Genomic DNA, 19,945 nt, shown 5'->3' with positions numbered 1-19,945 from the left:
AGGGAGGAACAATGATTCAAAGCATCAGAGGTGCAGTACTCGCCTGCTCGATTATCGTTGTCGGCGTGCTGACCGGATGCGCGCACGCGACAGCGGTCGGAGGAAGCTCTGAGGTGCCTGCGCCCAACTGTTCCACCGGAGGGATTCTGGAGTGGGATGACAGCCCTGGCCTCGACACAAGGTCGGGAGCGATTCAACAGCAGCTGAGCTATTTCGAGGAGCGGGCATCCCTATTTCCACGCGGCTCGGCGCGCTCGCCGTTCCCAACGGACGATCCGGTGATGATCCGGGTTGCGGTTCGAGGGTTTGCCGCGCTACTGGACGAGGTGCCTGCCGCCGAGAAGGCGATCGGCAAAGATGAGATCATGAACGTCACTTCCCACTCGATCGACGGGCAGCTACTGGCAACCGCGACCGTGATCGCGATGCCAGTGGGAGGTTATCGGGTGGACAGCTTTTCAGCCACAGGCTGGGTCAGCGACGATGTGACCTGCGTCCCGGATGCGTTGCCCACGCACTAGCGATTTTCCGGACCGGCCGAGCAACGGTCCTCGAGGAGGGGCAGCCTTTTCGCTATTGAACTTCAGAGTCATATGAGCCTGAAGTTCATTAGTGAAATTGGCAGCCCTCTGCAGTCGCCCCGGCTTCTCCCGTTGGTCGAGCCTGTCGAGACCCCGCAAGCAAACCTCCAGACGCAACCACGTTCACAGATCGGCTCGCCCGGTTTCGACAAGCTCAACCAACGGATGCAGGTGGCTCCACCAGACGCGCAAGCAACTCGATCAAGAGGCGCTCGGTCAGCGGCGCGGGCAACGCCTCGATCAGTGTGAGCAACGGGGCCATCTGATCGGGAAGCGCGGATTCGCCACTTCCGATGCCGAGCTGGCTGAGCACCCCGAAGGCTTGCGCGGACGACAACCCACCCGAACCGACAGACGTGCCTGAATCATCTCCGGCCGCGGTTGCAAGCACGTCGGCCACCCCCGGAATCGCTCCGAGCAGCTGCATCGGGTCGATCGGGCCGGCACCCCGCACCTCGTCGGCGGCCTGCACCAGCGCGGGAATCAGCTCGGAAAGCACCGACTCGGTCACGGGAGTGATCGTCAGGTGTGTCGTCGCAGGCAGTCGCACCGCGTCGCCTGCCCCCAGCCCCGACTGATCGAGCCCGGGTTGCTGCTGCAGCAACCAGCCGAGCTGCTTCACCCGGTCAGCCCAGATGTGCGGGTCAACGCGGCGCTCGGCCGGCACCGACTCGTCGGTCGCGACGGCGAACAGCGGTCCGACCGGCGAACCGACCACTCGGAGCCCGTCGATCGCGTCGACGGCGGTCGTGAGCGCATCCGTCGCCCGGCGACACGAGGCGCTCAGGCGCGCGAACCCGTCGTCGCCCAGCCGCTGGATGATCGTCCAGGCCGCCGCGAGGGCGCCGGCCGACTTCGAGCCGAGCATTGTCGGGTTGACCACGGGGTAGCCGGGCCAGCGTTTGGTGGCGAAATACTGGGCGCGTTGCCGGTCGCGACCGCGCTGCAGCAGCACTGAAACGCCCTTCGGGGCGTAGCCGAACTTGTGCAGATCGGCCGAGATGCTGGTCACGCCGGGAACTTGGAAATTCCAGGCTGGCAGGTCGCTCCCCCACCAGGGCAGCACCCAGCCGCCGATGCAGGCGTCGACGTGGCAGGCGATTCCGGCCACGGATGCCGCGGCAGCGACCTCGGCCACCGGGTCGAGGCTCGCGTGCGGATAGGCCGGCGCCGAGACGACGACCAGGGCCACGTCGGGGCCGAACCGTGCGATCAGATCGTGGGCGGAGACCCGCCCGTCGGAGTCGACCGGCACGAGATCGAGTTCAAGGCCGAAGTAATGGGCCGCCTTGTGGAATGCGGCATGCACCGTGACCGGGGCGAGCAGGCGCGGCGCGCCCTGTCCGCCCGCGGCACGCCAGACGTCGCGGGAGGTTTTCACCGCGAGCAGGCAGCTCTCGGTGCCGCCCGTGGTGACGCTGCCGACGATCTCCGTGTCGGCACCTGTCGCCGTGGCCGCGTCGTCGTCAGCGCCGGGGTGCGCAGGATCGCCGCCGAGCATCCGTCGGGCGAAGCCGATCACATCGCGTTCCATGCTCGCGACCGACGGAAACGTCGTCGGGTCGAGTCCGTTGACCGGCTGCATGATGCGGATCGCTTGCGCCGCCAACTCATCGAGTTCGGCCAGACCCGAGTCGTAGACGTAGGAGAGCACGCGGCCGCCGTGCGTGGGCGCATCCTGGGCGCGCAACAGCTCGAGACGGGCGAGGATCTCCCGCGACTGCTCGGTCAGCTCGGCGCGGTCGGCGCGTTCAGCAGCGTCAGTGAGGTCGGTCAGATCGGTCACGGGTGAACCTCCACGGTCGGGATCGGTGCATCGATGTCGCTCTTGCGCAGGCGGTAGCGGGCGAGCGTGAACAGGCTGGCCAGCATGAGCACGGCCGGCACCAGGCTGAAGCTCAGCACGATGCCGATGACGGCGCTCGTCGGCTGGGTCACTGCAGCGTTGCCGACCGACACGATGTAGCCGGACGCCGCCAACACCACGGTCAGGGCCGTCGCGCCGAGCGCCATGCCGGTTGTCTCGCCGGCCGTCCAGACACCACCGAAGAGCCCGGCGCTTCCGTCGCCGTTCCGCCGGGCATCGTGCGAAATCACGTCGGGAAGCATCGCCATCGGCAGTGACTGCATGCCGGCGTAGGCCGCCCCGGCGAGCGCGACCGGCAGATAGACCCAGTCACCGGGTGCCCAGATCAGGGCGACCATGCTGAGCGCGGCCACGCCGAAGAGGATGCTCGCCCAGGCGAACGAGCGCTCCTTGCCGGCGCGCCGTGCGATGCGCCCCCAGACCGGGGCGAGGAACAGCGCCGGGGCGATCAGGGCGATGAACAGATAGGTGACCGCATCCTCGGAGTGCAGAACCCAGGTCGCCACATATTGGGCTCCCGCAAGCATCAGTCCGGTCGCCAGCCCCTGCAGTACGAAGGTTCCGAGCAGGGCGCGAAATGGCTGGCTGCGGCGAAGCACTCCGATGCTGGCCCGGTAGTTGTGACCGACGCCGGCCGCGGGCTGCGGGCGCAGCTCCGGCCGGCCCCGGGGCGCGACCGTGGCCGACACGAGCATCCCGATGCCGATCACCAAACCGGCGACCACGGCCATGAGGAGGTAGCCGAGACGAGGGTCGGAACTCGCGCTGCGCAGCAGCGGCCCGCCGGCACCGAAGAGCAGGATGGCCAGAGCGAGCACGACCACCCGCCAGGTGAGCAGGCGGGTGCGGTCGTCGTAGCTCTGGGCGAGTTCGGCGGGCAGCGCGATGTAGGGCACTTGGAACAGGCTGAATGCGGTGGCGCAGAGCAGGAAGGCGAGGGTGACCCAGATCACCGAGGGGACGGAGTCGAGTCCGGCCGGAACCGCGAAGGTGAGGATGAAGAAGATCGGAAGCAGCAAGCCGCCGAGTCGCATGAACCGGCGGCGCGACCCGGTGGCCTTCAGGCTGTGATCGCTGCGGGCGCCGATCACCGGGTCGATCACGACGTCCCAGATCTTGGCCAGGGTCACGACGAGACCGGCCGCCAGAGCTGCGATACCCAGTGTGTCGGTGAGGTAATAGACCAGCACGAGTCCGGGCAGGGTGGCGAAGCCGCCGGTGCCGAGAGAACCGATCGCGTACGCGGCGATCGTGCGTCGAGGAAGAGTCTGCGCCGTTGCATCCATGATGCATGAGCTTAGGGTGTCGGATGTCAGGTGAAGGTCTCGCGACGCGCCCCGTCTGCGTCTCTCATTGCTCGCTCATCGGATTTCGACAGGTGGCCCCGAGAGTAGACCGCCACGGTTGACTCCCTCAGCTCATCTAGCGTGTCCAGTAATTCTCGGGAGGGAATCATGCCACCACTCAACAAGGACGTTACGACGAGCCGCCTCGCCGTCAGCCGGCGACGGGCCCTCGGCCTGGGTGGCTCGATCGGAATCGGCGCGTTGCTCGCCGCCTGCACCGGCACGGATGCCGGCGGCACCGCGACGGCAACCACCTCGACCGGATCGGCGACCCTGCAGCCCAGCACGACCGCATCCGGCGACATCGTGGCCAAGCTCGATGCGGTGGGCACCTGCGGTTTGGAGACAGAGGAAGTGACGCAGGGTCCGTATTATTTCGACGTGGATTCGATTCGGAGCGACCTTCGCGAAGACCGGCCGGGAATGCAGCTCGACATCGCGTTTCGCGTCTGGGACGCGTCGTGCACCGCGATCCCGAACAGTGTCGTCGAGATCTGGCACTGCGACGCCGGGGGCGTCTACTCGGGGTTCGAGAGCGCATCGAAAGGCGGTGGAGGCACTCCGCCGGGCGGAGGCGGCGCACCTCCCGCGGGAGGCGCACCGCCCGCAGGGGGCGGCGCCCCGGCCGGCTCCGGCTCCGGCGACACCACCGACGGCAGCTACACCTCCGGCGATTCCGAAGCCACTCCGAGCGACGACGGCACGTACTTGCGGGGTGCCCAGGTGGCTGACGCGAACGGGATCGTGCAGTTCACGACGATCTGGCCCGGCTGGTACTCGGGCCGCACCGTGCACATCCATCTGAAAGTGCACGTCGACAAGAAGACGGTGCTGACCGCCCAGGTGGCCTTCGACGACGAGCAGAACGCGCAGGTTTTCGCGACGGCTCCGTACAGCGAGCACACCGGGCGGGACACCTTCAACGGCGGTTCGGCGGGCAGCGGAACCGACAACATCATCACGCAGAAGAGTCAGCTGCTGACGATCGAGCCGACGGCGAGCGGTTACCTCGGTTACATCAACCTCGGCGTGGGCGGCTAGCACGAGCTACAGCGGCAGGCCCGTGTACTGCTCGGCCAGGCTCCGCTGCGCGTGCAGGGAATGCGTGACGTAGTCGAGCTGGCCGAGCTGGCTGCGGTAGTCGAATGCGGCGGCCTCCGTGCCCGCAGCGCCCTCGGCCGGGTGCCGGTGCAGCATTTCGGTCATCCACTGCGAGAACTGCTGCACACGCCACTGCCGGGCGAGCGCCTCCTCGCTGTAGCCGTCAAGCTTGGTGTCGTCTCCGGCGTAGTGCTCGACCAGGGCGGCGGCCAGCTGGGTCACGTCGGAGATCGCCGAGTTGAGGCCCTTGGCCCCGGTCGGCGGCACGATGTGACCGGCATCGCCGACGAGGAACAGGCTGTGATACCGCAGCCGCGAGGCCACGAAGCTGCGCATCGGGGTGATCGACTTCTCGGTGATCGTTCCCTCGTGCAGGGTCCAGTCGGGCAGGCCGAGCCGGGTCTGCAGGGCTTGCCAGATGCGGGCATCCGACCAGTTCTGGATGTCGTCGGTCGGGTCGACCTGCAGGTAGAACCGGGAGACCTGCGGTGAACGCATCGAGTGCATGGCGAATCCATCGTCGTGCAGCGCGTAGATGAGCTCGTCCGACGACGGCGCGACGTCGGCGAGGATTCCGAGCCACGCGAACGGGTAGGCGCGTTCGTGCAGTTCGATCTGGTCGGTCGGGATGGACGCCCGGCAGACGCCGTGGAAACCGTCGGCACCCACGATGAAGTCGGCGCCGATTTCATGCTCCTCACCGTCGAGAGTGAAGGTGACGCGCGGGCTGTCGGATTCGAGGTCGTGCACCGCGACATCCGCCGCCTCATAGAAGATCGCGGACCCGGCCTTGGTGTGTGCGGCGACGAGGTCGGTGACGACCGCCTGCTGCCCGTACACGGTGACCGTGCGACCGATCAGCGCGTTGAAGTCGACGTGGTGGCGCTCGCCGCCGAACTGCAGATAGATGCCGTCGTGCGTCATCCCTTCAGCCTGGAGCCGGTCGCCGAGACCGAGCCGGGTGAGCGTTTCGACGGAGCCCTGCTCGAGAACACCGGCACGGATGCGGGCGAGCACGTAGTCGAGCGAGCGATTTTCGACCACGATCGAGTCGATTCCGGCGTCGCGGAGCGCCCAGCTGAGCAGCAGTCCGGAGGGGCCGGCTCCGATGATGGCGACGCGGGTGGAATGGTGGGGCACGAGGGAGCCTTCCTAGCAACGGTGACAGGGTCGCCCTAGTTTCTGGTTTGTTCCGCATGCCKGGTTGCAGGTTTCCACTCAGTGGAAGAATCTGCCCGACTAGCTATGCGCCGGGGGCGATCACCTGCTTTGCCATGCTCCGTCACACGTCGCTCGACGAGGCGGGACCCAATTTTTCGTAATGAACTTCAGAGTCATATGAGCCTGAAGTTCATTACGGAAAAGGGAGCACCCCTGTTGGTTGGTGCGTTGGGATAAAGCGCGAGCCATTTCGGTGGTTGAGGAGCGAGCGCCAGCGAGCGTCTCGAAACCTCGCGAGCTTCCCTCCAGACGCAACATCAGTTCGAGGATTGGCTCGCGTGGTTTCGAGACGCGGCCTCCTCCGTCGGCTGCTCCTCAACCAACGATGAAGTCACCCGTCAGCTTGTGGGTCGCCGATACCCGAGCGCGCGGCTGATCCCCTGCGCGGCCACGCGCACGGCCAGCTCCTGCGCCGGATCAACCGGCGTGCCCGAACGCGTCACCGTCGACACGGCAGCAACGACGCGGCCGGTGCTGTCTCGAATCGGCGCCGCAATCGAACTCGACCCGGCGGTCATCTCGTCGAACATCCGTGCCACGCCCTGCACCCTGACCTCGGCCAATCGCCTCCGCAATTCGTCGGGCGAGCTGACGGTCTGCGGCAGGAAGCGTTGCAGCGCGGTGCCGAGATAGGTCTGGATGACATCCATCGGCGCGTACGCCAGCAGCACGAGCCCGACCCCCGTCGAGTGCAGCGGTAGTCGCCCGCCGACCCGGGAAATGATGCGCACGGGACTGTGCCCCGAGAGTTTTTCGAGATAGAGGGCGTCGTGCCCGTCGAGGATCGCGAGGTGCACGTGCTCGCGGGAGACTTCGAACAGGTCCTCAAGGTATGGCAACGCGATGGTGCGCAGATTGTGCGCGGTCGGGGTCTGCACACCGATCTCCCAGAGGCGCAATCCAAGCGCATAGCGCCCGTCGTCTTGACGGGTGAGTCCGCCCCAGTTGACCCATTCGGCGACGAGTCGATGCGTCGTCGACAGCGGCAGCCTGGCCCGCTCTGCGATCGCGGTCAGGGTGAGCGAGGCGGCGATCGGCGTCGTGAATGCGTCGATGATCGCAAACAGGCGGGCGGCCACCGAGCGGTCGTCGACCGGCCGATCGTCACTGACGGGTGCCGACGCATCCGTCGCGCCCCTGCGTAGTGCTGGCTTCCCTGACATGATTCATCACGCTATCGGTAGTTCACCGCCGCGAGTCGTGGCAAATGACCATTCACGTCGCTCAAGAATGGTCATTTGCCACGGTTCGGCGAACGATATCGAGGGTTTAGACGCCCACCAAGAGGGCATCCGACCCGTACGCATCGCCCGAAGCGGATGCTCCCGCGACGTCGGCGAGGATCGCCTCGAACTCGGCCGCACTGTGCCGGCCCGCGAAAACCGCGGTTCCGGGGTGGAAGTGCCGCCCACTGGCCAACTCCCCCGCATCGATGCTGTCGTAGCCGAGACGTTCGATGAACTCGGCGACGATGGTTTTGGCCGCAGCATCGTCGCCGGCGAGACCCAGCGCGCGGCGATCGGCGGATCCGATCGGCCGATCGTCGGCCTCGAGCTCGTGATAACCGATGTGGTTGAGCGACTTGACCACGTGCGCGGCGGCCAAGAATTCCTGCACGACCTCGCTCGTCGAGCGCGGATCCTCGTCGAACTCGTCGATCGAGCCGTCGACCGGTGCCCAGTAGTTCATCGAGTCGATCACCGTTTTGCCGGCGAGGGCGACGGCCGGCAACGTGCGGAACTTGTGCAGTGGCACCGCGAGCACGACGAGGTCGGCCGCGCGGGCGGCATCCGCTGCCCACATCGGCGTCGCACCCGGAATGACGATTTCGGTCAAGAGACGGATGTCGTCGGGGTCACCCGAGGCGCTGACCGTCACTGTGTAGCCGGCTTTCATCGCAGCCCGGGCAACGGCGCTGCCGACCCGTCCGACGCCGAGCACGGCAATCGTCTTCACATCGCTCATGCTGCGCCTCCTTCAGGAGCACCGATTTCAGAAGCACCGATCTCAGCAGCACCAACGAGTTCGATGCTGTCTTCGCCGAGCTCCGACCGCACGGCCGGGAGCACCTCGGTCGCCAGCAGCTCGATGGACTGCAGGAAGGTGTCCTGCGGCAGGTTGCCGACGTCCATCTGCAGAATATGGCGCGTGTGTCCGAGGCTCTTGTGCAGGGTGATCAGGCGATCGGCGACCTCGCTCGGGCTGCCGGCGAGGATCGCACCGCGACCGTTGGCCTGCGCGTCGAACTCGGGGCGGGTCGGCGGGCGGAATCCGCGCAGCTTGCCGAGCTCGGTCATCATGCGGAACCAGGCCTCGTAGTAGATGTCTTTGGCGCCCTGCGACGTGGGTGCGACGAGACCGGGGCTCGCGACGGCCACCTTGATGGTGGATGCGTCGTGACCGGCACGCAACGCGGTCTGCCGGTAGAGCTCGGTGAGCGGCGCGAACCGGTCGGCGTAGCCGCCGATGATGCCATACGCCACGGGCAGGCCGAGCTTTCCGGCGCGGATCGATGAACTCGGATTGCCGCCGGTGCCGAGCCAGATCGGCAGGGTTCCGTTCACCGGGCGCGGCACGATCAGGGCGTCGTCGAGCGCCGGGCGAAACGTTCCGTTCCAGGTCACGCGCTCGTTCTCGTTGAGCGCGAGAAGCAGCTCCAACTTCTCGGCATAGAGGTCGTCGTAGTCACCCAGGCTGAAACCGAACAGCGGGAACGACTCGACTGACGAGCCGCGCCCGGCGGTGATCTCGGCGCGGCCGCCGGAAATGGCATCGATCGTCGCAAACTGCTGGAACACGCGCACGGGGTCTTCGGTACTGAGCACCGTTACCGAACTGCCGAGGGTGATGTTCTTCGTCGCACCGGCCGCCGCGGCCAGCACGGTGGCGGGCGCCGAAGCCGGCATCTCCCGGGTGTGGTGCTCGCCGACGCCGAAGTAATCCAGACCCGCGGCATCCGCCAGCGTGATCGCGTCAAACAGATTGCGGATGGCGTCGGCCGTCGAACCGAGGCGACCCTGCGGGTCGGCCTGAACGTCACCGAAGCTGTAGGCGCCGAGTTGCATGTTTCCTTCTCCCGTTGAGGTTGTTACATCAACCATAAAACTATTTTGTAGATGTATCAACCACATTCGCGTAGAGTTATTCCATGGCCATGCAGACGCACACCACCCCGGACTCGGGTACCCGGCAGCCGAGCGCCGCCCAGGATGCCTGGACCGCCTATCAAGGACTCCGCGCCCAACTCACCGGTCGCATCAACCGCGAACTCACGCGCAGCACCGGGCTCTCCGAGCCCGACTACGAGGTGCTGCTCGCGCTCACCGAGGCGAAACAGCAGACGCTCCGCTCCCTCGAGCTGCGCTGCGGCCTCGACTGGGAGAAGAGCCGCCTCTCGCACCAGCTCAAGCGCATGGAGGAACGCGGCCTGGTCAGCCGCGACACCTGCGCGACCGACTCGCGGAGCGTGGACATCCGTCTCACCGACGCCGGCAAGACGGCGTTTGCCGCGGCCCGGCTCTGCCACGAGGCGGCCGTCGAGCGCTACTTCGCGAGCGCGCTTAGCGAGGAGCAGCTCACCGCATTCGCGGCGGCGTCGAGCGCGATCCTCGAGCGGCTCGAGCAGTCGGCGCCGTCAGCGCAGCACGCCACGCTCTAGTCACCGCGCGCTGGTCGAGCTTGTCGAGACCACGCGACCCCACTCCCAGACGCAACCCGGGTTCCGAAATTGGCTCGCCCGGGTCTCGACGAGCTCGACCACCGACATCGACTACTCGGCCTCGCCACTGATGATCGACAGCCCGCGCCCGCGGAGCCGACGACGCTCGGCCGTGAGGGATTCCAGCAAACGCTCATTGGTGCCACGGATGTGCTCGGTCACCAGGCGGGCAGCGGTGTCAGCATCGCGGGCACGCACCGCATCGACGATGTCGCGGTGCTCCTGCCAGGCCCGCTCACGCGCGTCGGGAGTGCGCACCTCGAGCCAGCGCGTGCGCGACAGCCGCGTCATCGCATCCGCCGTCGCGTTCGCCATGAACTGATTACTCGACAGGTGCGCGAGATCGACATGGAACTCGCTTCCGGCTCGCACCCCCTCTTCCCCGTCGTCGGCCGGCCGCGCCGCATCGAGTAGCGCGGAAAGCGCCTCGATCTCCACGTCGCTCGCGCGCCGCACGGCGAGACGCACCGCTGCGGTTTCGACCGACTCCCGCCACTCGGCGAGCGCACGAATCTCGGCGAGGTCGATGGGGGCGATGATCCAGCCGCGTCCGACGCGCTGCACGAGTCCATCGGATTGCAGGCTGAGCAATGCCGCTCGCACCGGCGTGCGTGACGTCTGGAAAAGAGTTTCGAGCCCGCGCTCGGTCACACTCTCCCCCGGAGCGAGGTCGAGGTCGAGAATTGCCGTTCGCATGCGGTCATAAATGTGCGGGGTGTGCGCCGGCGTCTCCATGCCCCCATTATGGTGCACCATCTTGGTATCCCAAAGTGGTGTACCGTAATTCTCGGCGCAGTTGCGACCCGGATTCTGAGATCGACCCACGGGCCTCGACAGGTTCGAACACCGACAGCGCTCCCGAAGAGAAAGCCGACAGAGTGACGCAAACGATCTCGACCTCGACCGCCACCCGCCGCCCCGAGCGCATGCCGAACGCCGTTCGCGCCTGGAGCATGCTCGGCCTCGGCGTGGCCGCCCAGACCGCCGGCACCGTGTTCGTGAGCGCCCCCACCTTTCTCATCACCCTCCTGCACACCGAGCGCGGCCTCAGTTTCGCCGAGGCCGGGCTGCTCGCCGCAACCCCCACGATCGGCATGGTTCTCACGCTCATCGCGTGGGGCGCCCTGGCCGACCGCATCGGCGAACGCTGGGTGATCGCCGGCGGCCTCGCACTCACCGCCCTCGCCGCCGTCGGGGCCATCTTCGCCGACGGCTACGTCATGCTCGGCCTGTTCTTCTTGCTCGGCGGCATGGCCGCGGCAAGCACCAATGCGGCGAGCGGGCGCGTCGTGGTGGGCTGGTTCCCAAAGAATCGCCGCGGACTCGCCATGGGCATCCGCCAGATGTCACAGCCGCTCGGCGTGACGGTCGCCGCGGTGAGCATCCCCGTGATCGCCAGCTCCGCAGGTGTCGCCGCGGCCCTCTGCGTGCCCCTGATCCTGACCGCGCTTCTCGCCGTCGTCTGCGCGGCGGCAATCGTGAATCCGCCTCGCACCCCGGTGCCGGCGACGGATGCCGGCGCGCGTTCCGCGAATCCCTACCGCGCCAGCAGCTTCTTGTGGCGCATCCACGCCGTGTCGATCCTGCTCGTCGTGCCCCAGTTCACGCTGTCCACGTTCGGCCTGGTCTGGCTGGTCACGCAACTGCACTGGGAACCGCTCGCGGCCGGCGTGCTCGTCGGATCCGCCCAGTTCATCGGAGCCGTCGGCCGCATCGGCGTCGGAGTGCTCAGCGACCGGGTGGGCAGCCGCGTGCGCCCGCTCCGCTGGGTCGCCTGGGCGGCCGTGGCCGTGATGCTCGTGCTCGCCGCGCTGGATGCTGCCGAGTGGGGAGCGGCAGCCGTCGTCTTTGTGATCGCGGTCACGGTGTCGGTCGCCGACAACGGCCTTGCCTTCACCTCGGTGGCCGAGATGGCCGGACCCGCCTGGGCCGGCCGCGCGCTCGGCGCCCAGAACACCGGCCAGTTCGTCGCCGCGTCACTCGTCGGCCCCGGTATCGGAGCCCTCATCGGCCTGGCCGGCTTCCCGATCGCGTTTGCGGCGGCGGCACTCTGCCCGGCCTTGGCCGTGCCCCTAATTCCGCGCGCGGATACCGAGAACGACCGGCTCTGACGAGTCTCCGACCAGATCGATCACCCCGTTGGTCGAGGTGCGAGCGCCAGCGAGCGTCTCGAGACCCCGCGAGCAGATCCTCAGACGTCATCGCGCTCAGAGATCGGCTCGCGTGATCTCGAGACACGGCCGACTCCGTCGGGCGCTCCTCGATCAACGGGAGGGTTGCCTCTTGGCGTTTCACGACCAATGCGCCTATCCTCGTTAACAATCGAACATACATTCGAGTTGATTGAGGAGTCACCATGATCGTCCACACCGCAGATACCGTCACCGTGTGGAGCGAACGCGGCGTTCCCGTGCGGCTCGTCTGGCGCGGCATCCGCTACGTCGTGACCGATACCCCCACTCCGCTCCGCGGCGCTCCCGACTACCTGGTTGACGGAATCACCCACCCGCCCGAACCGATCATCGGCTGGCGATTCCAGGGAACGTCAGTCACCGGCGATTCACGCGTCTTCGATGTGCGGCGCACCGGTCGCGCCGAATGGGAGCTCGTGCGCGTCTACGACTAGATTGCCGGCATCCGCTCGCGAGCCGTGAGAAATGACTGGATTACTGCGCGAATTAGAGTCTTTTCTCACGGTTCGACGGCGTAGGAACGCCGCTACGCCGACGACTTCTTCGACTTCGCGGCCCCGCGTGCCGCCCGCTTCTTCTCGATCGGAGTCTTTTCGCCCGAGCGGCTGCGCTCGACGCTGCGGCGCAGCGCCTCCATCAGGTCGAGAACCTCGCCTTGCCCGCCCTCACCGGTGTCGGCACCCACCGTTTCCTCGAATTTCACGGTGTCGCCGGCCGCCAGTTTCGCCTCGATCAGGTCGCGCAACTGCACCTGGTAGTCGTCGGTGAACTGCTCCGGCGCGAAGTCGGCAGCGAATGACTCAACCAGGGCTTGCGACAACTCCAGCTCTTTGTCGGAGACCGAGACGCGCTCATCCAGCGCCGGAAAGCTCGCCTCCCGCACCTCGTCGTCCCAGAGCAGAGATTGCAGCAGCAGCACGTCGCCGTGCACTCGCAGTGCGCCCAGGCGTGTCTTCTGCCGCAGCGCGAAATGCACGATCGCCGTGCGGTCGGTGGCTTCGAGCGTGCGTCGCAACAGCACATACGCCTTCGACGATTTGCCGTCGGGGGCCAAATAGTAGCTCCGCTCGAAGATGATCGGGTCAATCTGCTCGTTGGGCACGAACGACACGACGTCGATCTCCCGGCTGCGTTCCTCGGGCAGCGACTTGAAGTCGGCGTCGGTGAGAACGACCGTCCCTTCCGCGCTCTCGAACGACTTGTCGATGTTCTCGTAGGCCACGATCTTGCCGCAAATTTCGCAACGACGTTGATAACGGATGCGCCCACCGTCGGCGTCGTGCACCTGATGCAGCTCGATGTCGTGATCCTCGGTCGCGCCATAGACCGCAACCGGCACGTTGACGAGCCCGAAGGTGATGGCGCCCTTCCAAATCGATCTCACGGTTCAAGTAGACACCGATGCCGGGCTGCTCGCTAGGTTTCCCGGCCAGCCGGGAGCATGCTTGCTGCATGGGCGCCACGGGGCAGCACACGAATGATGCGCACGCGGCGCACCAGACGCAGACGGTGACCGTGGACGGCCACCGGCTGAAGCTGACCCACCTCGACAAGGTGCTCTACCCCGAGACCGGCACCACCAAAGCCGATGTGCTCGGCTACTACGCCGAGATCGCCGAGTTTCTGATCACCCACGCCGCCCACCGCCCGGCTACCCGCAAACGCTGGGTGCACGGCGTCGGAACCGCCGAGCATCCCGAGCAGTCGTTCTTTCAGAAGAACCTCGACGAGGCCACTCCGTCGTGGGTCACGCGGCGGTCGATTCAGCACTCGGATCACGTCAACGAGTACCCGCTGGTCAACAACCTCGCGACCCTGACCTGGCTCGGCCAGACCGCCGCGCTCGAGATTCACGTGCCGCAGTGGCAGTTCGGGCGCGGCGGCGCGCCCCGCAATCCCGACCGGCTCGTGCTCGATCTCGACCCCGGAGAGGGCGTCGGCCTGGCCGAGTGCGCCGACGTCGCCCGCTACGCGCGGGCGATTCTGCGGGAGATGGGCCTCGACCCGGTGCCGGTGACCAGCGGGAGCAAGGGCATCCACCTCTACGCCGCCCTCGACCGGCGTCAGACCTCTGACCAGGTCGCGGATGTCGCCCACGAGTTGGCCCGCGCGCTGGAAGCCGACCATCCCGATCTGATCGTCAGCTCCATGAGCAAGGCGCTGCGGCCCGGCAAGGTGTTCGTCGATTGGAGTCAGAACAACGCGGCGAAGACCACCATCGCGCCGTACTCGCTGCGTGGGCGCGCGCATCCGTTCGTGGCGGCGCCGCGCCGCTGGAGCGAGCTGAAATCGCCCGATCTCGCCCAGCTCGACTACCGCGAGGTACTCAAGCGCGTGAAGCGGCGGGGCGACCCGCTGGAACGGGTGAGCGAGACGCCCCAGCCAGCGGATGCCGCGATTTGGATCCCGGGCGCCGTGCCGCTGCCCGCCACGACTCCCACCGCGGCGCCGTCCGCCGCTCCCGCCGCCAATGTGACCACCACCGATCACGACCTCCTCACCGAGTACAGGTCGAAGCGGAGCACGGCCCCGACCCCTGAGCCGATCCCGGCCGGCGCACCGCCGCCGACCGCTGGCCATTCCTTTGTCATTCACGAACATGACGCCCGGGTTCTGCACTTCGACCTGCGGCTCGAGCATGAGGGCGTGCTCGCCTCGTGGGCGCTGCCGAAGGGAGTGCCCACCGACATGGCCACCAACCATCTGGCGGTGCGCACCGAGAATCATCCTCTGGAGTACGGCGATTTCGAGGGAACCATTCCGGCGGGCGCGTACGGGGCCGGCACCATTCGCATCTGGGACAGCGGCGACTACGAGCTCGAGAAGTGGCGCGACACCGAGGTCATCGTCACGCTGCACGGCGAACCGGGCGGCGGCCTGGGCGGAAGCCGCCGGTTTGCGCTGATCAAAACGGGAGGCGGGCAGCCGACCGACAAGAATTGGCTGATCCACTTGATGAAACCTGTCGACGAGACGGCGACGCCGGCGGCCGGCGCCGCGGGCGCGGGCGACGAGGCGTCATCGTGGCACCGCCCTCGTTCCCCGGCGTCGCTCCCCCGAAGTCGGCCGACCACGAAACGCTACGCTCCGATGCTCGCGACCGCTGGCACTGAAACGGATGTCCGCGAGGGCAACTGGGCATTCGAGATGAAGTGGGACGGCATCCGAGCCGTGGGCTACCTCTCCCGGGGCGGCCCAGCACCGGGCGTGCGGTTTCTCACCCGCAACGGCAACGACGTCACGGCGACCTATCCCGAGCTGGTCGACAGCGTGCTCGCCGCGGTCGACCCGGGCGTCGCATCCGCCGTGCTCGACGGGGAGATCGTCGCCCTCGACGCCACCGGACGGCCCGACTTCGGGGTCTTGCAGACCCGCATGAAGCTGACTGATCCGATCGATGTGCGGGCCGCCGCCCGGCGCACACCGGTGCGCTACTTTGTTTTCGACCTGATGGAGCTCGGCGAACAGCCGCTCACTCAAGACAGCTACGACGAGCGGAGACGTGCTTTGGACGCCGCGCTCACGTCGAACGCCGCAGTGCAGGCGCCGCCGGCCTTCGTCGGTGACCTGGCCGCGGCGCTGGACGCGAGCCGCCAGTTTCGGCTGGAGGGAGTGATGGCGAAGGAACGCCAGTCTCCCTACGCGGTCGGACGCCGCTCCCGGCTGTGGATCAAGCTCAAACTGCATCTCACTCAGGAGGTGGTGATCGGCGGCTGGCGGCCGGGCAAGGGGCAGCGTGCCGGGATGATCGGCGCGCTGCTGCTCGGCATCCCCGACACCAGCGGCCCCGATGGCGATCTGCTGCGCTTCGTCGGCCGGGTCGGCACCGGATTCAGTGACCGCGATCTCGTCGAGATCGCCGCGCGCCTCACTCCGCTGGCCGAGACCGGGAACCCGTTTGCCGACATCCCCGAGCTCGACGCGCACACGGCCCACTGGGTGCGGCCGTCGCTGGTCGGCGAGGTTGAGTTTGCCGAATGGACGGCGGCCGGTCGGCTGCGCCACCCCACCTGGCGGGGGTGGCGGCCCGACAAGTCGCCCGCAGAGGTCGTGCCGGAATCCTGAAGGGCCGACCGGCAACGGCTCCCCGCCGACCTGACCCTACGCCGGCGTACCGCTGATGTTGACCAGCCAGTTGACGCCGTACTTGTCGATGCACATGCCGAAGCTGTCGCCCCACGGTGCCTTCACGAGCGGCTGGGAGACCACTCCGCCGTCGCGAAGCTTGTCCCAGTAGCCCTGCAATTCTGCTTCGTCGTTCCCGCTGATCGAGATCGACCCGTTCATGCCCGGGGTGTGTTCCATCTCGTTGGGGGTATCGGCGCCCATCAGACAGAGCCCGCTGTCGGTCAGCAGCTGGGAGTGCATGATCTTGTCTTTCTCGGTGTCGTCGCCCATCTGGTACTCGCCAAATGTGCTGCGCGTCAGCTCACCCCCGAAAACCGAGTGATAGAAATCCATCGCTTCCTGTGCCTTGTCGCGAAAGCTCAGGTAGGGGTTGAGTCGTGTCGTCATCGTTTCGTCTCCTCATTGCGCATCAGTGCGGTGAACCTGTCGGATTGACGTTTTGATTCTGTGCCAGATTGTGCGGATGCGCGAGGGTCTTGTCAGTCTTCTTCGAGCTCCGGTCGGCCCTTCGCATCTCCGTGCGCGAGGGCGACGGCCGCGATCGACGTCGCCAGACAGATGATCCCGAGCGGGTTCGCCAACCCGATTGCGATGCCGAGCCCCGGCTCGACTGCCCCACTCACGATTGTCTGCAGTCCGTCAGCCGTGGCATCCGGAATCATCAGACCAAGCAGGATGCCTGTGAACCAGGCGATGCAGATCATCGCGACAGTCGAAGGCCGGGTGTTGCGCCCCAGTCGGGCCGTGCGGCTGATGGCGCGCCCGGCGAAGAAGTGAAGTGTCGCGACCAGGAATCCGATCGTGACGACGTAGATCGGGGTCAGTGAGCCGCCGATGCCGAAGAGGAATCGGCCGAAACAGATCCAAAGGGCGAGAACAAACCCGCCGAGGGTGACGACGTAGCCGAACGTCGCAGCGCGTGGCGTGAGCGGGGAAGCCGTCGATGTGTCCGGCAACGTGCCGTTGGCGTGTGTCATTGTGGCGTGCCCTCGCGTGAAGTTTGCTCGGCCGTGCTGCCGAGTCAGGCCGGCTCGCCGTGCGAACGAGGCCGATTCCAGGCTAGCGGAGCTCGAGGGACCGAAGAAAAACGCGAGGAGTCTGAGGGTCTACGGCGGGGTCGACTGCCGCTGGGCCAGCGGGATCGGCAGCGTCGACGGCTGCCGGAGCTGCAGCCTCGCGGAACGCGGTCCGCAGCACGCTGAAGCAGCCAAGCACTCCGAACAGCAACGCAAGCCCGAAGTCGGGCAGGTAACTACCGAGCACGTCCGGTTCCCCCAACACCGCGAAGAAGTCGCTCCAGAACAGTGGATTGGTGACGAGCGCCATCTGGGTTTCCCCGCTCGCCGCGCTGTATCCCTGAAGTGCGTCGAGCACGATCCCCGCGAAGAATGCGAGAGCGAGAGTCAGAATCGTGAGTACGGCAACTCGGATCGCACCTCCGCGCGTGACCTGACCCCCTGAGCCCATCCGATAGAGGAACACGGCGCCGAGCGCGACACCGAATCCGACGATCGACGCGATGAAACCGAAGTTCCAGAGTATGCACCAGGCGATGACTCCGAGGGGAACGATCGCGAGCGCGAAGATCGTGCCTCGAGTCTCGTCTACTGCGGGCGGTCTCGAACTCTGAGAGTTGTAGGTCATGACGGATGCCTCCCTCCAGGCTGGAGCCACACTATCGGTGCCGGCCGTTGAGCGGCGCTCCCCCAATCGGGGCGGATCGCGCGGTGCGGCCTCGCGGCGCGCGAGTCGTGACTCGACCTGGGCGTGGGGAATCCCCGCTGGCGTGCGCCATCTCGCACGCCCAGCGGGATTCCCCATGCCCAAGTTGTGGAGCGCGGCGCGCTAGTTTTCGGGCGACACAAATCCGACGACCACCCGCAGGCCACCGCTCGATCGCGGCTCCAACGTGAGCGTGCCGTGCAGTCGTTCGACGATCGCCGCCACAATCGACAGCCCGAGCCCGTGACCGCGGTTCGATGAGGTGGATGCCCGCCCCACGGCACGAGTGAACGGCTCAGTCCAGGCCGCAACCGTGCTCGCATCGAGCAGCGCCCCGCTATTGCTGACCTCGAGGGCGGCGCCACCGCCATCCGTTGATTTCGTGGTCACTGCGACGAAGCCGCTGTCTGTCACGTTGTGCCGGACGGCATTCTGCACGAGGTTGGTGAGCAGTTGGCGTACGAGAACCGGCTCAGCCTCGATCATCGCCGGTTCGAGAGCGAGGTCGATGCGCACATTCCGCTCCGCTGCTTCCCCCGCACAGGACTCCACGACCTCGGCCGCGGCTGTCGCCAGGTCGATCGGCTCCGGCTGAGCGGTCGACGACTGAATCTTCGCCAGATCGAGCAGCGCCTCGACCGTGTCGATGCTGCGTTCGTTCATCATGCGGAGCCGGTCGAACACGACCCGGTCTTCCGGCGCATCGGTTTGCGCCAGCGCCACGTCGAGCATCGCTCGCGTCGTAGCGAGCGGGGTGCGCAGCTCATGGGACGCGTTCAACGCGAACCGTTTCGACGTGGCGAACGACCTCTCCAGCTGGGCGAGCATGTCATCGAAGTTCGCGGCGAGTTCAGAGATCTCATCGCGCGGCCCGGCCAAGCGGATGCGCTGGCTCAGGTCGCCATGCGCGGCCCGGCGGGCAGCAGTGTTGATGTACTGCAACGGCTTCAGCATCCGTCCGGCGACCGCCCAGCCGACGGCGATACCGGCGATAGCCAGCACGACGAGCACCACGAGGGAAATGACGAGCAGCAGGTTGAGCATCTGATCAGTCGAGCTGATGGTCAGTTCGCTGGCCGGAGTCGTGAGCGCGGCGGGAGCGGGGGTGGAGAACACGTCAGGGGTTGGTTCGATCGACGAGGGCGACGCGCCGGGCGCCGTCGCCTCAGCAGGGACCGAAGCCACAAGGTCGTAGGTGGGCACAAACCGCATGACGACGTAGACGAGCGTGAGCATCACGACCCCGGCGCCCGTCAGCAGGGCCGAGTAGGTCAGCGCGAGCCGGGTGCGCACGGTCGCGCGATAGCGCCGAAACTCGGGCTGCACCGCGTCAGGTTCAGTTGTCGTCGCTGATGGCATAGCCGACTCCCGGGACGGTGGTGATGATGGTGGGATCGCCGAGCTTGCGGCGCAGCGTGCTGATCGTGACCTTGACCGTATGGCTGAACGGGTTGGCGTTCTCGTCCCAGGCCTTTTCCAGGATGGTCTCGGCGCTCAGGGTGCCGCCGTCGGCTTGCATCAGCAGTTCGAGCACGGCGAACTCCTTACGCGTGAGCGTCACAAATCGCCCGTTGCAGACGACTTCGCGTCGGAACGGATCGAGCCGCATCCCGCGGCGTTCGAGAACGGGCGGATGCGAAATGAACCGACGACGGTTCAGCGCACGCAGCCGGGCGATCAGCTCGGGAAACTCAAAAGGTTTGGCCAGGTAGTCGTCGGCACCAAGTTCCAGGCCGCCGACGCGGTCTTCGAGCTGCCCCGCGGCAGTCAGCATCAGGATCGCCGGGCTCTCCGGGTCGGCGGCGAGTGTGCGGCAGACGTCATCGCCGTGGGTGCCGGGAATGTCGCGATCGAGCAGCACGACGTCGTAGTCGTTGATTTCCACGGCCTCCAACGCCGCGTCGCCGTCGCCGACCACGTCGGCCGCGATCGCATCCATCGCCAGGCGTGTGCGAATGGCGTCGGCGAGAAACTCCTCGTCTTCAACGATCAGCACTCTCACGCGTTCACCTCTCGGGCGGTTCTTTGTCTTCATCTCGAAGTCAGGCAGACCTGAAGTCAACCAGACG

At 66.8% G+C, this 19,945-nt stretch carries 19 protein-coding genes; 6 read left to right on the top strand and 13 right to left on the bottom strand.

The genetic code is table 11. The annotated features are described in order from the left end of the window. The first annotated feature begins 11 nt into the window (after positions 1-11). Positions 12-521 carry a hypothetical protein gene (locus tag AC1DCF_RS10605; protein ID WP_477210984.1) on the top strand — a complete coding sequence of 170 codons (510 nt, stop codon included), beginning with the start codon at positions 12-14 and terminating at the stop codon, positions 519-521. 214 nt (positions 522-735) lie between these two features. Here AC1DCF_RS10605 and AC1DCF_RS10600 read toward each other — a convergent pair whose 3' ends face one another. Together AC1DCF_RS10600 and AC1DCF_RS10595 are read right to left on the bottom strand one after the other, a co-directional pair. Continuing rightward, positions 736-2,367: a pyridoxal phosphate-dependent decarboxylase family protein gene (locus AC1DCF_RS10600; protein ID WP_477210983.1), complete on the bottom strand. Its 1,632-nt coding sequence runs from the start codon at positions 2,365-2,367 to the stop codon at positions 736-738. Then, positions 2,364-3,734, bottom strand: coding sequence for an MFS transporter (locus tag AC1DCF_RS10595; RefSeq protein ID WP_477210982.1), 1,371 nt, complete (start codon positions 3,732-3,734; stop codon positions 2,364-2,366). The genes AC1DCF_RS10600 and AC1DCF_RS10595 overlap by 4 nt, the downstream gene beginning before the upstream one ends. A 168-nt stretch (positions 3,735-3,902) precedes the next feature. On the opposite strand from AC1DCF_RS10595, the gene AC1DCF_RS10590 reads away from it, so the two are divergent. Continuing rightward, positions 3,903-4,835, top strand: coding sequence for a peptidase associated/transthyretin-like domain-containing protein (locus AC1DCF_RS10590; protein WP_477210981.1), 933 nt, complete (start codon positions 3,903-3,905; stop codon positions 4,833-4,835). A 6-nt stretch (positions 4,836-4,841) separates the two neighbouring features. On the opposite strand, the gene AC1DCF_RS10585 is transcribed toward AC1DCF_RS10590, so the two are convergent. The 4 genes from AC1DCF_RS10585 to AC1DCF_RS10570 form a co-directional block, all read right to left on the bottom strand. Then, positions 4,842-6,035 carry a 4-hydroxybenzoate 3-monooxygenase gene (locus AC1DCF_RS10585; RefSeq protein WP_477210980.1) on the bottom strand — a complete coding sequence of 398 codons (1,194 nt, stop codon included), beginning with the start codon at positions 6,033-6,035 and terminating at the stop codon, positions 4,842-4,844. A 419-nt stretch (positions 6,036-6,454) separates the two neighbouring features. Beyond that, entirely contained in the window at positions 6,455-7,279 is an 825-nt protein-coding gene (locus AC1DCF_RS10580; RefSeq protein ID WP_477210979.1) for an IclR family transcriptional regulator, read from the bottom strand. A gap of 106 nt (positions 7,280-7,385) precedes the next feature. Beyond that, positions 7,386-8,081, bottom strand: a complete 696-nt coding sequence (locus tag AC1DCF_RS10575) for an NADPH-dependent F420 reductase (RefSeq protein WP_477210978.1) — start codon at positions 8,079-8,081, stop codon at positions 7,386-7,388. After that, a complete protein-coding gene (locus AC1DCF_RS10570) occupies positions 8,078-9,217 on the bottom strand; it encodes an LLM class flavin-dependent oxidoreductase (RefSeq protein ID WP_477210977.1) in 1,140 nt (379 codons plus the stop codon). Before AC1DCF_RS10570 ends, AC1DCF_RS10575 begins: the two co-directional genes overlap by 4 nt. A gap of 47 nt (positions 9,218-9,264) precedes the next feature. Between AC1DCF_RS10570 and AC1DCF_RS10565 the strand changes: the two genes are divergently transcribed. Beyond that, positions 9,265-9,774 carry a MarR family winged helix-turn-helix transcriptional regulator gene (locus tag AC1DCF_RS10565; RefSeq protein WP_477210976.1) on the top strand — a complete coding sequence of 170 codons (510 nt, stop codon included), beginning with the start codon at positions 9,265-9,267 and terminating at the stop codon, positions 9,772-9,774. 111 nt (positions 9,775-9,885) lie between these two features. Here the strand turns inward: AC1DCF_RS10565 and AC1DCF_RS10560 are convergent, their stop codons facing one another. Continuing rightward, a complete protein-coding gene (locus AC1DCF_RS10560; protein WP_477210975.1) occupies positions 9,886-10,569 on the bottom strand; it encodes a GntR family transcriptional regulator in 684 nt (227 codons plus the stop codon). Between the two features lie 191 nt (positions 10,570-10,760). Here AC1DCF_RS10560 and AC1DCF_RS10555 point away from each other — a divergent pair, with 191 nt between their 5' ends. Continuing rightward, the gene (locus AC1DCF_RS10555; protein WP_477211156.1) at positions 10,761-11,945 is read left to right on the top strand and encodes an MFS transporter; all 1,185 of its coding nucleotides are present in this window, start codon (positions 10,761-10,763) and stop codon (positions 11,943-11,945) included. A 245-nt stretch (positions 11,946-12,190) separates the two neighbouring features. Then, a complete protein-coding gene (locus tag AC1DCF_RS10550; RefSeq protein ID WP_477210974.1) occupies positions 12,191-12,460 on the top strand; it encodes a DUF6504 family protein in 270 nt (89 codons plus the stop codon). Between the two features lie 92 nt (positions 12,461-12,552). On the opposite strand, the gene ku is transcribed toward AC1DCF_RS10550, so the two are convergent. Further along, positions 12,553-13,410 (bottom strand): non-homologous end joining protein Ku, encoded by an 858-nt coding sequence (gene ku / locus AC1DCF_RS10545; RefSeq protein ID WP_441790119.1) that lies wholly within the window; start codon positions 13,408-13,410, stop codon positions 12,553-12,555. A 68-nt stretch (positions 13,411-13,478) separates the two neighbouring features. Here ku and AC1DCF_RS10540 point away from each other — a divergent pair, with 68 nt between their 5' ends. Beyond that, on the top strand, positions 13,479-16,091 hold the full coding sequence (locus AC1DCF_RS10540; RefSeq protein WP_477210973.1) for an ATP-dependent DNA ligase: 2,613 nt from the start codon (positions 13,479-13,481) through the stop codon (positions 16,089-16,091). Between the two features lie 36 nt (positions 16,092-16,127). Here AC1DCF_RS10540 and AC1DCF_RS10535 read toward each other — a convergent pair whose 3' ends face one another. The 5 genes from AC1DCF_RS10535 to AC1DCF_RS10515 form a co-directional block, all read right to left on the bottom strand. Continuing rightward, a complete protein-coding gene (locus AC1DCF_RS10535; protein ID WP_477210972.1) occupies positions 16,128-16,541 on the bottom strand; it encodes a VOC family protein in 414 nt (137 codons plus the stop codon). A 92-nt stretch (positions 16,542-16,633) separates the two neighbouring features. Next, positions 16,634-17,131, bottom strand: a complete 498-nt coding sequence (locus AC1DCF_RS10530; protein ID WP_477210971.1) for a hypothetical protein — start codon at positions 17,129-17,131, stop codon at positions 16,634-16,636. Between the two features lie 82 nt (positions 17,132-17,213). After that, positions 17,214-17,798: a hypothetical protein gene (locus AC1DCF_RS10525; RefSeq protein ID WP_477210970.1), complete on the bottom strand. Its 585-nt coding sequence runs from the start codon at positions 17,796-17,798 to the stop codon at positions 17,214-17,216. Positions 17,799-17,999: 201 nt separating this feature from the next. Further along, a complete protein-coding gene (locus AC1DCF_RS10520) occupies positions 18,000-19,235 on the bottom strand; it encodes a sensor histidine kinase (RefSeq protein WP_477210969.1) in 1,236 nt (411 codons plus the stop codon). After that, a complete protein-coding gene (locus tag AC1DCF_RS10515; protein ID WP_477210968.1) occupies positions 19,213-19,878 on the bottom strand; it encodes a response regulator transcription factor in 666 nt (221 codons plus the stop codon). The genes AC1DCF_RS10520 and AC1DCF_RS10515 overlap by 23 nt, the downstream gene beginning before the upstream one ends. Positions 19,879-19,945: the final 67 nt, after the last annotated feature.

This window comes from Leifsonia sp. 10L418, assembly GCF_056395445.1.
This window is presented reverse-complemented; position numbering and strand designations above follow the sequence as displayed.

Excerpts from the sequence above, each read along its gene's own strand:
- AC1DCF_RS10605 (WP_477210984.1), top strand. The coding sequence starts at position 12 with ATGATTCAAAGCATCAGAGGTGCAGTACTCGCCTGCTCGATTATCGTT.
- AC1DCF_RS10595 (WP_477210982.1), bottom strand. The coding sequence starts at position 3,734 with ATGGATGCAACGGCGCAGACTCTTCCTCGACGCACGATCGCCGCGTAC.
- AC1DCF_RS10590 (WP_477210981.1), top strand. The coding sequence starts at position 3,903 with ATGCCACCACTCAACAAGGACGTTACGACGAGCCGCCTCGCCGTCAGC.
- AC1DCF_RS10580 (WP_477210979.1), bottom strand. The coding sequence starts at position 7,279 with ATGTCAGGGAAGCCAGCACTACGCAGGGGCGCGACGGATGCGTCGGCA.
- AC1DCF_RS10575 (WP_477210978.1), bottom strand. The coding sequence starts at position 8,081 with ATGAGCGATGTGAAGACGATTGCCGTGCTCGGCGTCGGACGGGTCGGC.
- AC1DCF_RS10570 (WP_477210977.1), bottom strand. The coding sequence starts at position 9,217 with ATGGTTGATGTAACAACCTCAACGGGAGAAGGAAACATGCAACTCGGC.
- AC1DCF_RS10565 (WP_477210976.1), top strand. The coding sequence starts at position 9,265 with ATGGCCATGCAGACGCACACCACCCCGGACTCGGGTACCCGGCAGCCG.
- AC1DCF_RS10560 (WP_477210975.1), bottom strand. The coding sequence starts at position 10,569 with ATGGAGACGCCGGCGCACACCCCGCACATTTATGACCGCATGCGAACG.
- AC1DCF_RS10555 (WP_477211156.1), top strand. The coding sequence starts at position 10,761 with ATGCCGAACGCCGTTCGCGCCTGGAGCATGCTCGGCCTCGGCGTGGCC.
- AC1DCF_RS10550 (WP_477210974.1), top strand. The coding sequence starts at position 12,191 with ATGATCGTCCACACCGCAGATACCGTCACCGTGTGGAGCGAACGCGGC.
- AC1DCF_RS10540 (WP_477210973.1), top strand. The coding sequence starts at position 13,479 with ATGGGCGCCACGGGGCAGCACACGAATGATGCGCACGCGGCGCACCAG.
- AC1DCF_RS10535 (WP_477210972.1), bottom strand. The coding sequence starts at position 16,541 with ATGACGACACGACTCAACCCCTACCTGAGCTTTCGCGACAAGGCACAG.
- AC1DCF_RS10530 (WP_477210971.1), bottom strand. The coding sequence starts at position 17,131 with ATGACACACGCCAACGGCACGTTGCCGGACACATCGACGGCTTCCCCG.
- AC1DCF_RS10525 (WP_477210970.1), bottom strand. The coding sequence starts at position 17,798 with ATGACCTACAACTCTCAGAGTTCGAGACCGCCCGCAGTAGACGAGACT.
- AC1DCF_RS10520 (WP_477210969.1), bottom strand. The coding sequence starts at position 19,235 with ATGCCATCAGCGACGACAACTGAACCTGACGCGGTGCAGCCCGAGTTT.